The 15,142-nt window shown below is 41.0% G+C and carries 12 protein-coding genes and 1 pseudogene; all 13 read right to left on the bottom strand.

Annotated features, from left to right (window positions below):
• Nucleotides 1–158: 158 nt before the first annotated feature.
• Nucleotides 159–356, bottom strand: a pseudogene (locus V7K32_RS28900) (GAF domain-containing protein); the annotation flags it as partial.
• Nucleotides 357–669: 313 nt separating this feature from the next.
• Nucleotides 670–987, bottom strand: coding sequence for a response regulator (locus tag V7K32_RS23380; RefSeq protein WP_334996427.1), 318 nt, complete (start codon nt 985–987; stop codon nt 670–672).
• Nucleotides 988–1,109: 122 nt separating this feature from the next.
• Nucleotides 1,110–1,232 (bottom strand): hypothetical protein, encoded by a 123-nt coding sequence (locus V7K32_RS23375; protein WP_334996425.1) that lies wholly within the window; start codon nt 1,230–1,232, stop codon nt 1,110–1,112.
• Nucleotides 1,233–1,235: 3 nt separating this feature from the next.
• The gene (locus V7K32_RS28895; protein ID WP_442938793.1) at nt 1,236–1,565 is read right to left on the bottom strand and encodes a DUF4118 domain-containing protein; all 330 of its coding nucleotides are present in this window, start codon (nt 1,563–1,565) and stop codon (nt 1,236–1,238) included.
• Nucleotides 1,453–2,070 carry a response regulator gene (locus V7K32_RS23370; protein ID WP_334996423.1) on the bottom strand — a complete coding sequence of 206 codons (618 nt, stop codon included), beginning with the start codon at nt 2,068–2,070 and terminating at the stop codon, nt 1,453–1,455. Before V7K32_RS23370 ends, V7K32_RS28895 begins: the two co-directional genes overlap by 113 nt.
• Complete coding sequence (locus V7K32_RS23365; protein WP_334996421.1) at nt 2,067–2,309, bottom strand: response regulator; 243 nt, start codon at nt 2,307–2,309, stop codon at nt 2,067–2,069. The genes V7K32_RS23370 and V7K32_RS23365 overlap by 4 nt, the downstream gene beginning before the upstream one ends.
• A gap of 580 nt (nt 2,310–2,889) precedes the next feature.
• Nucleotides 2,890–5,133, bottom strand: coding sequence for an SBBP repeat-containing protein (locus V7K32_RS23360; protein ID WP_334996419.1), 2,244 nt, complete (start codon nt 5,131–5,133; stop codon nt 2,890–2,892).
• A 626-nt stretch (nt 5,134–5,759) separates the two neighbouring features.
• A complete protein-coding gene (locus tag V7K32_RS23355; RefSeq protein WP_334996417.1) occupies nt 5,760–7,304 on the bottom strand; it encodes an MFS transporter in 1,545 nt (514 codons plus the stop codon).
• Nucleotides 7,305–7,312: 8 nt separating this feature from the next.
• Entirely contained in the window at nt 7,313–8,551 is a 1,239-nt protein-coding gene (locus V7K32_RS23350) for an MGDG synthase family glycosyltransferase (protein WP_334996415.1), read from the bottom strand.
• A 169-nt stretch (nt 8,552–8,720) separates the two neighbouring features.
• Nucleotides 8,721–9,947: an MGDG synthase family glycosyltransferase gene (locus V7K32_RS23345; RefSeq protein WP_334996413.1), complete on the bottom strand. Its 1,227-nt coding sequence runs from the start codon at nt 9,945–9,947 to the stop codon at nt 8,721–8,723.
• A gap of 118 nt (nt 9,948–10,065) precedes the next feature.
• Nucleotides 10,066–12,411 (bottom strand): D-arabinono-1,4-lactone oxidase, encoded by a 2,346-nt coding sequence (locus V7K32_RS23340; protein WP_334996411.1) that lies wholly within the window; start codon nt 12,409–12,411, stop codon nt 10,066–10,068.
• 14 nt (nt 12,412–12,425) lie between these two features.
• Nucleotides 12,426–13,547 (bottom strand): UDP-galactopyranose mutase, encoded by a 1,122-nt coding sequence (gene glf / locus V7K32_RS23335; protein WP_334996409.1) that lies wholly within the window; start codon nt 13,545–13,547, stop codon nt 12,426–12,428.
• A 257-nt stretch (nt 13,548–13,804) separates the two neighbouring features.
• Entirely contained in the window at nt 13,805–14,971 is a 1,167-nt protein-coding gene (locus tag V7K32_RS23330; protein WP_334996407.1) for an MGDG synthase family glycosyltransferase, read from the bottom strand.
• Nucleotides 14,972–15,142: the final 171 nt, after the last annotated feature.

Genomic DNA, 15,142 nt, shown 5'->3' with positions numbered 1-15,142 from the left:
GCTGCGAGATCCCCGACTTCGCAGAAGTTGTCGGGGATCTGAACACTACGAACCTCTGAAAACTTTTGGGACAGAGGACTAGATTTATATGTTTTCCCCCAATAAACGGGGGGATTAAGGGGGGTAATTCGACTTGTGTGTAAGTAGGTAGGCAAGATGATTTGAGTTAATTGATCCACCATTGCTATATTTTCAAGTTGCTGGTTGGCAAGTTGTAATTTTTGATAAAGTTCTGATTGCTGGATAGCGATCGCTATTTGTGTTGCCAATTGCTGAAGCAGTTTGCTCTCCCAAGATTGCCACTCACGCGGGGTAGTGCAATGATGAGCAATCAAAAGACCCCAAAGGCGATCGCCTTCTAAAATACAAAGTTCTTTTGCAGTCAAAGGATTTTTTCCAATTTGCTTGCATTGTTGAGAAGAAAAGGCCCGAATCATCACGCTTTGTGAATCCCGATTTGGAAAGTCAAACAAATTCTCTAGAATTTTGTTGAAAGCATCACTTTCGACTGAAAATAAAGTAAAGTTTGTAACTTCTTGAGACCGTTTCACCTGACAAGTCTTCATATACTTTTCTGTGATATTAAAGTTTTTTCTCTCTAAACAAAAAAGATAAATTATAAAAATAAAGAACTGATAAAGAAGGAGATTTCGTTACAAAACTTAACAACTAGTTGTCCCAACCGAGTATGTGAGAAACTTCCTGGCAAATGGAAATGGGTTCAAAGGGTTTGGTAATAACCCCGGCAATTCCAATCTGAGCGAAACGGGCGCGATCGCTCGGTTGGACTTTGGCTGTTAGTAGAATTACTGGTATCACTTCGGTTGCTAAATTTCCCTGAAGTCGTTCGTATACAGCAAAACCGTCCATGTCAGGCATAGACACATCCAGCAAAATAGCATCAATATTAGATTCTGTGTGGGCGATGTTTAATCCTTCCTGCCCAGATGCAGCCGTCAGGGTGTCCCATCCACCCAAATCTTCCAACCGACTTTCCGCACTTCATCGTGTAATATGCGTAGATTTCCCATAGGTGGAAAAAAATGGTTAAATCAACAACATAAATCGCCAATGGTATTCAATATTAATACTTAATAATTTGAACATTATTAGGAATTTTTATTGAAAAGATAGATAATACATTTTGAAGTGCGGAATGTGGGTTCCAAACAAGCTTGCACGAGTTCGCGGATTCGTTCTTCATCATCCACAATTAACAATTTTTTTGTCATTTTTCATTTTTCCCCTGCTCCCCTACCCCCCTGCCTCCCCTGCCTCCCCTGCATTTGGGCTGCCGACAGAGCCATTCGCCGTTGCTCGGCATTTTCCTGAAGCAATTTCTGGTTAAGTTGTTTAATCTTTTGTCTGCTGTACTGAAGATTGTTAGTGAGCAGTGTAATCGTTAAAGCAACTAACAAAAAAATACTTACTCGCAATAATTTTTCTGGTTGCTCAATCCAAAATTGATATCGCAAAGAGATAAATAAATAATTGATTGCCAGTGTCGAAAAGACAACTGTAACAATCCCTGGTCGCAAGCCACCATACCAGGTACTTGTAATCATAGCGATGTAGAAAAATGCACCAATAGTTTGAGATATGAACGGTTTTAGCCAGTAAGTCTAACACCACCAAGTTTGGAGATGTTGCAATCAGCACCTCCCAAAATCGCTGTGATTCTAGTAAAGTTGTTACTTCCATCCCCCAAGGAGTTAGCAACGCCGATAATCCAGCCAGCATTATAGGGTCATCATCTACAATTAATACCTTGGCGTCTGAAGTTTTCGGTTTAGGTAAGACACGAGCGATCGCCTGAAAAATCTGCTCGGTTGTCGCGGGCTTATGCAAAAATTGTCTAGCTCCTAAACGCGATACTACCAATCGATCTGCTAGGGTATCTCGTCCTGTAAAGACAACCACTCTCGTATTTGGCGATCGCTCTACTATCTCGCTCAATAATATTAATCCATCTTCCTCTGTTCCAGGAAAACTCAAATCCAGTAAAACTACGTCAGGAGTCCTTAATGCAAGACGCGATCTTGCTGTTGTCAAGTTTGGTGCAACCTTCATCCTGATACATCTGCTCCGGCATCTAACCCCGCCACAATATCTGCATTAGAATTCTTCCCTGTTAACAACAGAATAGATTTACGGTAGCCTTGCGATCGCAATTGCCGACATAAGCTAATGCCATCTAGTTTTGGAATTAGCCAGTCTAGCAAAATCAACTCATATTCAGTCGATATCGCTAGTTCTAATCCAGTTTGTCCGTTGCTTGCTAGGTCGATACTGTAACCATTTGCAGTCAACTACTCTGTTAATGCCGTACTCAGTAATACGTCATCCTCTACCAACAAAATTTTCATAAGTTGCATCTAAAGAAGATACTTATGACACCTTAGCGATCGCAGCGCACACCATCTGCGTGGTTAAGTTACTGTGTACTTTAATACATTGCTACTACAAAATACAATAGCTTAATTTAAATTTTTTAATATAATATATTTTTTTACAAATCTTAATAAAAAAATAATATTTCCCTTGATTTTGATTATGAATTGCTACACGAACGCAATGATGGTTATTATCTCATTAGAAAATAAAAAATGGGATGCACCCAAAAAAAAAGCAGGGCTTTCTGAATTCCCCATGCTCTTAATTCTGACTGGAGACGGAGCTTCTTAGGCTCCGCTCCAGAATTTTGACCCTTGAATTCTTATTCAAATTCTCAATAGACATCTCCATAAATTAAATATGCGTAATCTGAAACCCTTGTAGAGACGCGAAATTGCACTTCGTGCCGCTATGCGCTAACGCGTCTCTACATTCCTTTTCGGAGATGTCTAATCTTGGTGAGAGAAACGAGTCAATTTTTTTAGAACAATCATTTTAAATCACGATAGTGCCATTATTAACTCCCTTAGTCAAAGCGGAATTAAAAGAACCTTCAGACTGAGAGTTAAATATGCCGTCAAGACTAGAAGTGAACTGTCCATAGTTGAATGCACTGCCCGTAGCACTGGTTCCCTGAGTAGAGTTAGTACTAGTACTAATCCCTAGAGTAGGGTTAAGACCCGCAGCAGGGTCAATCACGTTATCGCCTTGAGGTAGCCTTTCCTTAGTTACCAAATCATTAGTGATATCAATGGTGGAAATTGGACCAGGATCGGCAATACTGATGACATCATTTGAACCGCCGATAAATTTTTGCAGTTTTCCGTTCTTGAGATTAAGCTCGGCTAACCAACTGTCCACAGCTGCGGTATTAACTCCACTAGTGTTCCCTAATAAGCCATCAGTATCTCCAGTCACGTAAACCTTATCAGCGCCGTTAGTAGTAACACCTGTAGCAAAGTCGAGATTATTTTTGCTTCCAAATTGTTGAATCCACTTGTTATTACCATCAGTGTCGAACCTCGCCACAAAGGCATTATAAGATTCGTCTTTTTGACCTTTTCCTAACTTCCCGTTAGATTCTCCAATCACAAAGATGTTGTCATTTTTATCGATCTCCATGTCGGAAAAGAACATGCCATCATCATCTGGAGAACCAAACTGTTTAGCCCACACTTCAGAGCCATCTGGGGTAAATTTGCTAATCCAAATATCACGACCCCCGATTCCCTTTTTTCCCACCGTTGTGCCAATATCCCCTGTAGTCCATCCTGTAACGTAAATATTGCCTTTGCTGTCAGTATCAACACCCCAAGCAAAATCAAGTCCCTGATTTGTACTTCCAAACTGTTGAACCCACTGTACCTTCCCTGTAGTGTCCACTTTTGACACCCAGGCATCGTACTTCAAAAGTTGTCGTGATGGGTCTGACTCTCTGACTAAGCCCTGAGTCCAGCCGACAGCTATGCTGTTGCCATCCTTATCAACAGCAAGGTCGTAAGATTCATCAAAAAAGGGAGTTAGGTTAAAAGGGAAGGTCGCTGAAGGATCCTTAATCTGGGTAATCCATTGTTGGTTGCCATTGGTGTCAAATTTGGACACCCAGGAATCATCCTGAACGGCAAAATCGAAAATGTCTCTTCTGTCATTGTTCTTAATTGCTATTCCTGATACGTAGACATTGCCTGCTGGATCTAGATCAATGCCAAAGCCTACATTAGCAAAAGCATCAGGATTAAAAGTAAACTGCTTACCCCAAACTTGGTTGCCATTGGTGTCATATTTAGCCACAAAAACATCAGAATCTGATTGCTTGGTTCCAAACAAGTTACCCGACGTGACACCTGCGACGTAGGTGTTACCGCTGCTGTCTGTAGCGGTCGCCTGGGTAGTATCATCACCAGAAGAGCCGAACTGCCTACCCCAAACTTGGTTGCCATTGGTGTCATATTTGGCTATCCAAGAATCTCCAAAACCTTGATTAGTTCCAAACAATGGTCCACTGGTAGTTCCTGCTAGATAAATATTCCCGGCAGAATCTGTATGTGCACCAGCACTGACATCGTTACCGGTAGTCCCTAATTGCGAAATTTTCTTGTTTTCCGTTGGTTTTTTTGCTGGTTTATCACCGACAAACCGGAAATTATTCGACTTCAAATCTAAAGTGACATCAGGCTTTTCAACCAGAAAAGCTACGAGGTCAGGTGCTCCCTGTTGCAGTGAAAATATCGCTTCTCCAGAAAGAGGTCGTGCGACTCCTGCAATCTGTAATCCATCAATTTTTACGATTCGATAGTCTTTTGGTTTCCCATTTAGCTGGATGACATCATTAGCTGGACCGAAATCATAAATCACAGCATACTCGTTCAAACCAAGGAAGTCTGTATTGAGTAGAGTATTTGGATCAGAGGTAGTATAGTAGGGCTGACTTGTATCACCAAGAACAAATCTGTCTGCCCCTACAGATGGTATATCCCTATCTAAAATCAGAAATGGATCTCCACCTTGTTGACTATTCTGAATATTGAGAATAATCTCATACTCTTGAGGAGAGTTGTCAAATAGATCCCCGAACAAATAATCTACATTTGTTCCTTGAGTAGGGTTTCTAATTGGATTGTCAGGATAAATGGTATCGTTTCCAGCACGACCAAAAAGGGCTTCAGATGCATTTGTACCCCCTCCTGTAATTAGATCGGCAGCAGGTGTCAACAATGAGATTTCTATGTCATTAGCCATTTGGTTTAAATCCCTTATTTCTGAAACGATTTAGATTTTTTCAACACTCAGTTTCGGATTTGTGACTAATTCCCCTTAGCCCACATTTATCATAAGTCCCACGATGCCTGCGGTGTTCTCGTTGCCATCGCAACCATCATAGCTTTTACCTAGAATATGTTTCCGGCATTTTTAATGGGTTATTTTTGATGCAGTATAAAATCTGGAATCTAGATTTTATATAGGTTTTGAGAATTGTGGTTTGGTGATAAATCTGTGGTTATTTGGTATCGATACTCTGGTGATTATATTTAAGTATCTCCAAAGAATAATATCAATAGTTAGGCCGAAAAGTAAATGTTTTTTTTGCAAACTACTATCAACTTACTTCTTGACAAAATAACAAAATAGTGAATTGTTAACAATTCAAAATTCCAAATGACGCTCTCTTACAAGACGTTGCGCGAATGCAGGCTTGCTCTAAGCAAAACTATGCCGTAGGCTTTAGGCTGTGTTCACAAAATTCAAAATTAGAGGTTGTTTGAAAAGTAGTTAATTGTGATTTTTTTTAGGCACTTATCATCTCCTATAACCCCGGTCTTTTATGGGAATCTAGGGGTATCTAGAACGTTTCACTACCTGCAACACTACGTTTTCTTCTGTTTAATAGAAATAAGAGAATTCTTAGTGACTTGGTTAAAAGTTGGCTGAACAAACAACAAAACCAAAAAGGCTCCGGCTAGCAAAGCAACACTGGCTATGAGCAAAGCTGTGTGTAGACCCGATACAAACGCATCACTAAACGCCTGATGAAAAGCAAGCCCAGAAATACTGGCTGGGAGGTCATTGGCTCCACCGTGCAAAGCACCAGCGATTAGTCGATCTTGCAGATTTGTAGGTAGACCCCAAGCAGAAAGCGATCGCCTAAGGTCTGAGGCTAATGATTGTGTCAGAATTGTTCCCTGAAGGGCAACTCCCAAGACACCGCCGAGAGAGTTACTGGTGTTGAGTACAGCTGAGGCAATTCCCGCCTGAGTCGAGGATACAGAACTCATAGCTGCTGCTGCTAGGGGCGCTACTGTCAAGCCACCGCCCAAGCCAGAGAGAATAAGGTTCCACATGATTGTTTGATACTCAGTATCGGCACTGATTTTTATGAGAGACAATGTAGCCACGGCCATTAGGATCAGTCCCATCGAGATTGCAAAGCGCCACCCTAGCCGAGCAGCAAACCACCCGGAACACAGCAGTGATATTACATAAGCGGCATTCAACGGTAGGAAGCCAAGACCCGTAGCCGTCGCCGAGTAACCCTGCACTTGCTGCAAGAACAGGTTGAAGATGAACAGCAAGCTGGCGAAAGTGAAAAATACCAAAACCGAGACGACATTGACTATGGCAAACGTTCGATTGTTAAACAAGTATAGTGGCAGCATCGGATGGCTGCTGTGGGACTCAATAACCAAAAAGCCCACAAGGCTGAGTCCGCTAACCGCCAGCAACCAGAAACTGAGTGGTGATTGACCCACTCCAGCATTGCCCTGGGTAAGTGCATATGTGAGAGAAGCCATTAAGACTATACTGAGCACCAAACCTGGCACATCGAGACTCTGCCTGCTCGGATTTTGACTTTCCTTGACAACACGTGAGGTCACTCCAAAGGCAATCACGCCAAGCGATAGGTTGAGCAAGAACACACTGCGCCATCCCAAGGTATCTACTAGCAACCCGCCAAGCACAGGTCCGGTAACGAGGGCTATCGCTGACACCGCAGCCCAGATACCAATGGCTTTAGTTTTCTCCTTCGGCTCAGGGAACGCATCAGCGAGGATAGCAAGAGAACTCGGCACCAAAGCAGCAGCGCCGATTCCTTGAAGAGTTCGCCCAGCAATCAAAATTCCCAGACTGGGAGCGAAGCCACAGACTACAGAGGCAATCGTGAAGATAACCAGTCCCGCGAGGAAGATTCGCTTACGCCCGTAAATATCGCCCAATGTCCCACTCGTTAATATTAGACTAGCCGTAGGCAAGGTGTAGGCGTTGAGAATCCATTGCAATGCCGACATACTAGAACCCAGATTTATCTGAATCTTGGGAAGCGCTACATTCACGACAGTGGTATCGAGATGAGCTATAAAAGAGACGAAACACATCGTTGCTAGTGTTATGGTTTTAACACGACCTCGACTCATCGCTAACATTACCTCTGCTCCAATAGTTCTGTAACTGTTGTCTTGTCGCTAGTAGCGAGAATCTTCTGCAAAATATCAGGAATTTCAAACAGGGCTTGATTGTTCATAGCAGCAACATTCGCACGGTAGCGAGCAAAACTTTCAGGTTGAAGAAACTTCTCAACCGCGTGTTTGATATTCCGAAAACTGGAGATAATCAAACCGACCTGCTGCTGTTGAATCCATTCGGTGTTGTATCGTTCCTGTGGTAATGTAGCAGCATTACGTTCCACAATTACGGGTAGCTTCATCACTAGTGCCTCACTGAGGCTACCAGGACCTGGTTTTCCAATAAAAAAGTCGGCAAGATGCATATAGTAAGGAATGTCTTCAGTGAAGTTGGTGACAAACCTCCTTTGCAAACCTTGGCTTTCGCGTAGAGCCAAAGCCAATTCTTCATTATGTCCACAAATAAAGATCAGTTGTAGTTTTTGTTGAAAACTTTCCAGACGCTTGGCAATTTCCAGCATCACTTTGGAACCATTGCCCCCAAATAACACAATTCCAGTGAGACAGTCTGGATCTAAACCTAAGCGTTGCCTCTCACTTTGGCGATCGCATACAATCGGTTCATAAAAGCGAGGGTGAATTACCATACCCGAAGTTTTAACGATCCGCTCCTCTTTAACTCCTACAGAACGAGCTTGTTCCACAGCTCTTTGAGTTCCACAGACAAAATAATTTCCCGTTTCCGGTTCTATCCAACAAGCAGATGAAAAATCAGCAAAATCTGTCAGAATAGTGACTACAGGAGTGCCTGGTTTTCCCCTTTGTAAACTTTCCCATATTCCTTTGTTAAACATCGGCACTACAGAAACTACCACATCTGGCTGTTGCTCACGCCAATATTTCTCAAAGATCCTTACACCGACATCGTAATTTAATCTGATACTTAGCTTATCTATCCATATCTTCAGAGGCTGAAGCCATGTCCAGCCACTTTTCAGTAATTGGCTGTAAGCTTCCTGTCCATTGGTTCTAAATAGCTCGTAGGGATCGAATATCTTTTTTTGTTCTGCTTGTTGAAGATTCCCAATTTTGCCTATATCGCCTACATCGGTTACATTAATATGCCAGGGTAGTTGTTGCTGTTCAACGATTGAACGTATTGCATTATAGGTAGCGTAATGCCCTCCACCACCTCCTCCGGTAACCACATTAATCAAAACCTTTTTTTCTAGATATGATGGCGATTGCAATGTTTCCATAAATTTCTGCTTGTTTATCTTGTGTTGTTGGGTAGATGTTATTTTTTTATTTCTAAGATTGAATTCACTATCTCTTTTTGAAACAAACTGATCTCCATGTAGCAGTACTTGTTCTCCATGTCATCTTGGAAACAGTACTGTACCGTTAAGTTTTTCTACTTCACGCTCACTACCTCGACTCTAGTGGTTCTGTCACTTTTGTCTTGTAGCTAGTAGCGAGAATCTTCTGCAAAATATCAGGAACTTCAAACACGGCTTGATTGTTCACAGCAGCGACATTCGTACGGTAGCGAGCAAAATTTTCCGCCTGTAGAAACTTTTCAACTGCCTGTTGGATATTTTTAAAACTAGGGATAACCAAACCTACCTGCTGCTGTTGAATCCAGTCAGTGTTGTATCGTTCGTGGATGAGGGTGGTAGCATTACGTTCCACAATTACAGGCAACTTCATCACTAACGCCTCACTGAGGCTACCAGGGCCTGGTTTTCCAATAAAAAAGTCGGCAAGATGCATATAGTAAGGAATGTCTTGAGTAAAGGTGGTGACAAACCTCTTTTGCAAACCTTGGCTTTCGCGTAGAGCCAAAGCTAATTCTTCATTATGTCCGCAAATAAAGATCAGTTGTAGTTTTTGTTGAAAACTTTCCAGACGCTTGGCAATTTCCAGCATCAATTTGGAGCCATTACCCCCAAATAATACAATTCCAGTCAGACAGTCTGGATCTAAACCTAAGCGTTGCCTTTCACTTTGGCGATCGCATACAATCGGTTCATAAAAACGAGGGTGAATTACCATGCCTGAAGTTTTAACGATTCGCTCCTCTTTAACTCCTAGAGAACGAGCTTGCTCTATTGCTTTTTGAGTTCCACAGACAAAATAATTTCCTGCTTCTGGTTCTATCCAAAACGCAGGTGGATAATCAGCAAAATCTGTCAGAATAGTCACAACAGGGGTGCCTGGTCTTGCCTTTTGCAGACTTTCCCATATTCCTTTGTTATACAAAGGTACGACAGATACTACCATATCTGGCTGTTGTTCGCGCCAATATTCCTCAAATATCGTTACACCGACATCATAATTTAGGCTAACAAGTAGTTTATTTAGACGCATCTTCAACGGCCAAAGCCATGTCCAGCCGCTTTTCTGCATCAGGTTATATAACTCATATCCAGACATTCCAGATATTTTGTAAAAATCTACTATCTTTTTTTGTTCTGATAAACGCTCTGTTATTGCGTCCATATCGGTTACATTCAGCTGCCAAGGTAATTGTTGCTGTTCAACAATTGAACGTAGCGCATTATAGGCAGCGTAATGTCCACTACCACCCTGTGAGACAATAACATTAATTAAAAGCTTTTTTTTTGGATCTGAGTGTGATTGCAATGTTTCCATAAATACAAAAAATCTCCTTGATAAAAAATTATTTTTTGTTAGGTTGCTACGCGAATTGATTTTCGACTTATTAGTTGTTAAGCTCAGTAATCACCTTTGACTAAGAGTATGACAGTACTTAATTACAAACTGTCAAGAGAGGGTTAGTTCGTGAGTAAAAATATTTGTCTAAGTAAGAATTGGAGAACATCCCATCGGGGTCCCACTCTTGACGTAATTTAACAAAGTCATTCCATTTTTCATATTGTTGTTTGAGGTATTCTTGGTCTACCATTATTTGTTTACCCCAGTGGGAACGAAAATTGAATGGCTTCAGTAATTCAACCATTTCCTCAAAAAATTCGCCTGTGCGGGGGTATTCCCAATATTCTATCCAGCAAACAGCTTGTCCATAGGAAGGACTTAACCAAAAATTTTCTTCAGCACAACAACGAAGATGTACGTAAATATTGGGGTATTGCCGAGTTTTATGAAAATGATTTCGGAGAACAGTGAGTGCAGCACGTGCTTGTGAATATGGAATGGCAATTTCCATGTTAGAAACTCGCATTGAATTGTCCTGTGTGACTTCAATTGAATCATCCTTTGTGTTTTCAAAATGAGTCAATACAAAATCGCTTCGACCGAATGGGCAAGTGTACGCTTTTTCTTCATACTCTTTCATCGCCCATCGTTGAAGCCAATTGAATTTGTAAGAACGAAAAAGACGCAGCGCTATTTTAATATTAAAAGTTTCTAACCTTAGCTCCATTTTGGTTTTTTTAACAGGATGCCATCCTCCATTTTCCCTAGTCTCTTCCAGTGCTGGATTTATTAATAACACTTTAGCGTCATCGTTAATAGGCATATACCTTATGTCAACATACTTATTGTCTTGATGAATATCATCAAATCTCTGGAGCAGCTCATCCATCGACATAGCATAGCTCTTGGATTGCAAAGAAAACGCTGGAACGCATTTAAATGTGATCGTGGAAATTATTCCAAACAATCCCATTGAAATAACTATTGCATTAAAGATTTCTTGTGAGCAATCAATTTGTAAAACACTTCCATCGGCTCGAATAATCCTCAAAGCTTGCACGTAACCACTTAGACTTTTATGGTGGAGGGAACCACCATGAGTACCTGTGGAAATAGCTCCAGAGACTGTTTGTTTATCAATTGCTCCAAGTATAGGTAATGCCAAGTCATGTTTTGCCAAGATTTCATTTAACTCCCAAATTTTCATTCCTGCTTGTACAGTTACTAGGGAGTCTTCAATATTTACAACATTTTTATACTTATCCAGAATGATGCAAACACCTTCTGTTGATGGTATTGGGGCAATAGAGTGTATAGCACCTATAGCTTTAACCTTAAGACCTTGTTTTGCTGCTTCTTGAATTATTTGGACTATTTCTTCTTCTGTAGTAGGTTGAACTGCTGCACAAGGAGAGAAACTGTAGAGTGAAACTGCACTATGAAAAACGTGGCGTTTTAAAGGAACATAGCCATTGGCTTGAAGCCACAATTCCGTTTTTAACATTCCTACTACAAGGGGAATTTGTGGAATATAACCTAACAATACCTTTGCTTTTGTCGATGGATATTCTTCTGATTTTTCTTGTCGTTCATAATACGACTTTAAACTTTTCCCAAATCCCCTATTTTGTAGGCTAGCAAGGCTCACCACAACATTCGCTATTCCTTTAGAAATATGTCGTATAGGCTGTTTCAGCATCCGACCATAATAAGAATAAAATTCTTTGAATGTTACACTATCTCCTCCCACATTGAAGATTTCTCCATTGGCTTTAGGAGAATTAGCTGCCAGAAGCATAGCTCTGACAACATCGTCTACATATACAACATCTAGCAGTCCTTCTCCACCTCTTAAAAGAACTGGTTCCCCTTTTTTAATCGAATTCAAGGGTGCCATAGTATATGAAGGTATTGCTGGGCCATATACGCAAGTAGGACGCAAAATTACCCACTCTAATTTGTGCTTTTGAGCAACTTCTTTGAGCGCTGTTTCGGCACGAAATTTTGTCAAGCAGTATAAATCCATTGTTGGATCTTCTCTGACTTGAACCTCCTCTGTAAAAACTTGGTTCTCAATGGAGACACCAGTATATACGGCTATGGAGCTTACGTGAATGAATCTTTTACAACCTGACTTTGCAGCAGCTTCTGCTAGCCTGCGAGTCCCTTCCACATTAATTTCATGTGCTTCTTGCCAAGAAAAATTACCAGTAAGTGCCGCGCAGTGAAAAACAAATTCAGTTTTAGTAACCAGATTCATGAGTGATTCTTCATCTTTCAAATCGCCCAATATAATCTGGCATCCTTGTTTTTTCCATTTTTCAGTCGTAGCACTTTCTTTTCTGAAAAGAGCCTTTACATGAAAGGTCTGCAATAAATATTTCAACAATGTTTGACCGATACCGCCACTTCCTCCGGTCACACATACACTTTTTTTCATAATTTTTTCTAGATTTAATTAGCTATTTCTTTCTCAAACAAACCAAGCGCCCGAATCACTGCATGATCCATGTCATAGTACTTGTAATCCCCAAGTCGTCCTGCAAACAATACTGTACCGTTGAGTTTTTCTACCTCTTTAAGATATAAGCTCAAGCGATCGCGGCTCTCTTCATTCAGAATAGGATAATAAGGGTCATTTTTTCCTGGTACATAAGCCTGGGGATATTCCATCACCAAGGTAGTTTTAGGAGAAGTTTGCCCTGACAAATACTTCTGTTCAGTGATCCGAGTGATGTCATAATCATTGGGGTAGTTAACTGTACCCACCTCTTGATACTGTTCTTGATCCAAAGTCTCGAATTGAAAGCGCAGACTCCGATAGGGCAATTCACCATACATATAATCAAAAAAAGTGTCAATCGGCGCAGTGCAAAGTAGCCGATGAAACTTCACATCTTTGATAATCTCGCGGTAATCTGCATTTAGCAGTACCTTAATGTTCGGATGAGCCAGCATTCGCCGGAACATTTCTGTATAACCTAGCTTAGGCATAGCCTGATATGGATCTTGAAAATAACGGTCATCCCGGCTGATATAAACTGGAACACGTCCCGTTACCCCCCGATCCAGATCCTCTGGTTTCATTCCCCACTGCTTGATTGTGTAATTTAGAAAAACATTTTCATAAATATAATCAGCTAAAAAACTTAGATCGCCACTAGCACTCTCCCGCAGTTTCAAAATGGGTACTTTCACTCCAAAACCGAAGTTTTCTAGAAGTAAATTCTCCAGCTTCTCTGCATATTTTTCTGGAAAAAGTGCATGGAGAGAATTTATATTAAAAGGAATCGGGACTTTCTTACCCTCCAATACTCCCAGCACATGATGATAGTAATGCCTCCATTCTGTAAATTGGGAGAGATAATCCCATACTTTCTTAGACTTAGTATGAAAGATGTGAGGCCCATATTTATGAACGAGAATACCATGCTCATTGTAGTAATCGTAGGCATTACCCCCAATGTGGTCTCTCTGCTCTACAATCAGCACTCTCTGTCCCATCTGAGTTGCTAGCCGTTCAGCCATTACACAAGCTGAGTATCCCGCCCCTACGATTAGCCAATCAAATAGCATGTTATTTCACTCCAGTTATTTTTTTGAAAGCGTAGATATCTTTAGTGGTTTTAAATTCGGCGATATTAATGTTTTCAAATTTTGGATTTAAAAGAGTTTAGAATCGACCATTGCTGGTGGTACAGCGTTAATGTCAGCATCGGCGTTTGATAGATAATAGGACTTACGCAAACAATATCTAAAACCCTGATTCTATGGGAAGGGCAATTCATGAATTAGCCCAGACTGCGTGTCTTTTTGCGTAAGTCCTAGATGAATTAAACTGTTGAAGATAATTTTTTGTTGCTTGGATAAGACAAAACTGAGAACGACTTCTCAAGCATTTTTTCCAAAATATCAACAACTTCAAATACTCCTTGATTGTCGATCGCAGCAGCGTTAGCCCGATATCGGGCTAGATTTTCTGGTTCGATTAGCTTTGCTACAGCTTGGTTAATATCCCGAAAATCGCGGACTACAATTCCAATCTCATTTTCTGCAATCCAGTCAGCCGAGGGTCTTTCTTGAAACATGCTTAAGGCATTGCAATCTGTAATTACTGGCAATTTCATCGCCACAGCCTCGCTCACACCTACAGAACCAGATTTCCCAATAAAGAAATCCGACAGATGCATATAATAAGGAATTTCACTCGTGAAAGTTTCAATGTATCTTGGTAAACGGCTCTGTTGACGGCGCAGAGTGTTTGCTATTTCTTCATTGCGTCCGCAGATAAAAATGAGTTGTAGATTCAGTGACGATTTTTCTAGAGAATCGGCAATTTCGAGCATTGCTTTTGACCCCTGACTACCAAAAGTGATTAAACCTGTAGGTAAATTTGGGTCTAGACCTAAGCGTTTTCTCTCAACTTGGCGATCGCTATTTACGGATTCAGAGAATCGAGGATGAATTACCACTCCTGAAGTGCGGAAAATTCGATCTTCGGTATAACCTAAGTTTTTTGCCTGTTCAACTGCTTTTTGAGTCGGACAAATTAAGGATTGTGCTTGTGGATCAATCCAGAATTGCGGCGGGCAATCGGCATGATCGGTCATTACGGTTACAAAAGGCACGTTTGGCGATACTGCTTGCAAGCTTTGATTCATCACCCCGTTAATATAGGGCAGTAATGAAACCACCATATCAGGTTGATGCTGCTGCCAATATCTTTTAAAACGTCCTAGCCAAGCAAAACGAGAAAGGCGTATTTGTAATTTGAATGAGGGAACTAAGAAAGGGTCATTAATAATTTTCGCCCAATCTTTTTTGAGGATCAGATTATTGTAAACGTAGTGGGGAGCAGTTGTGCCAATAATTTCTTTGAAAGCATCGACTATATGAATTTCCCAAGGTAGTTGCCGCTTTTCGATCACTTTTTGCAAAGCATTGGCTGTGCTGCGATGACCTGCGCCTAAATCATAAATCATCAAATATACTTTTTTCATGGCTTTTTTAATTCGGTTTGGATTTGGGTTTGAGACAATCTTTTTTTAATTTCTTATCTAATATATAAATCCTACTTGAATCTTGCTCAGTATGAGAAGGAAGGATTTTTATATCAGGTTTATGCTTTTTTTAACGCAGAGGGGCGCTGAGGGAAACGCAGAGGAGCGCTG

Source organism: Nostoc sp. (assembly GCF_036917635.1).
Lineage (GTDB): Bacteria > Cyanobacteriota > Cyanobacteriia > Cyanobacteriales > Nostocaceae > Nostoc.
This window is presented reverse-complemented; position numbering and strand designations above follow the sequence as displayed.

What these genes read in the sequence shown, in the direction of transcription:
- V7K32_RS23375 (WP_334996425.1), bottom strand. Translation starts at nt 1,232, where the DNA reads ATGACAAAAAAATTGTTAATTGTGGATGATGAAGAACGAATCCGCGAA.
- V7K32_RS28895 (WP_442938793.1), bottom strand. Translation starts at nt 1,565, where the DNA reads ATGATTACAAGTACCTGGTATGGTGGCTTGCGACCAGGGATTGTTACA.
- V7K32_RS23370 (WP_334996423.1), bottom strand. Translation starts at nt 2,070, where the DNA reads ATGAAGGTTGCACCAAACTTGACAACAGCAAGATCGCGTCTTGCATTA.
- V7K32_RS23360 (WP_334996419.1), bottom strand. Translation starts at nt 5,133, where the DNA reads ATGGCTAATGACATAGAAATCTCATTGTTGACACCTGCTGCCGATCTA.
- V7K32_RS23355 (WP_334996417.1), bottom strand. Translation starts at nt 7,304, where the DNA reads ATGAGTCGAGGTCGTGTTAAAACCATAACACTAGCAACGATGTGTTTC.
- V7K32_RS23350 (WP_334996415.1), bottom strand. Translation starts at nt 8,551, where the DNA reads ATGGAAACATTGCAATCGCCATCATATCTAGAAAAAAAGGTTTTGATT.
- V7K32_RS23345 (WP_334996413.1), bottom strand. Translation starts at nt 9,947, where the DNA reads ATGGAAACATTGCAATCACACTCAGATCCAAAAAAAAAGCTTTTAATT.
- V7K32_RS23340 (WP_334996411.1), bottom strand. Translation starts at nt 12,411, where the DNA reads ATGAAAAAAAGTGTATGTGTGACCGGAGGAAGTGGCGGTATCGGTCAA.
- glf (WP_334996409.1), bottom strand. Translation starts at nt 13,547, where the DNA reads ATGCTATTTGATTGGCTAATCGTAGGGGCGGGATACTCAGCTTGTGTA.
- V7K32_RS23330 (WP_334996407.1), bottom strand. Translation starts at nt 14,971, where the DNA reads ATGAAAAAAGTATATTTGATGATTTATGATTTAGGCGCAGGTCATCGC.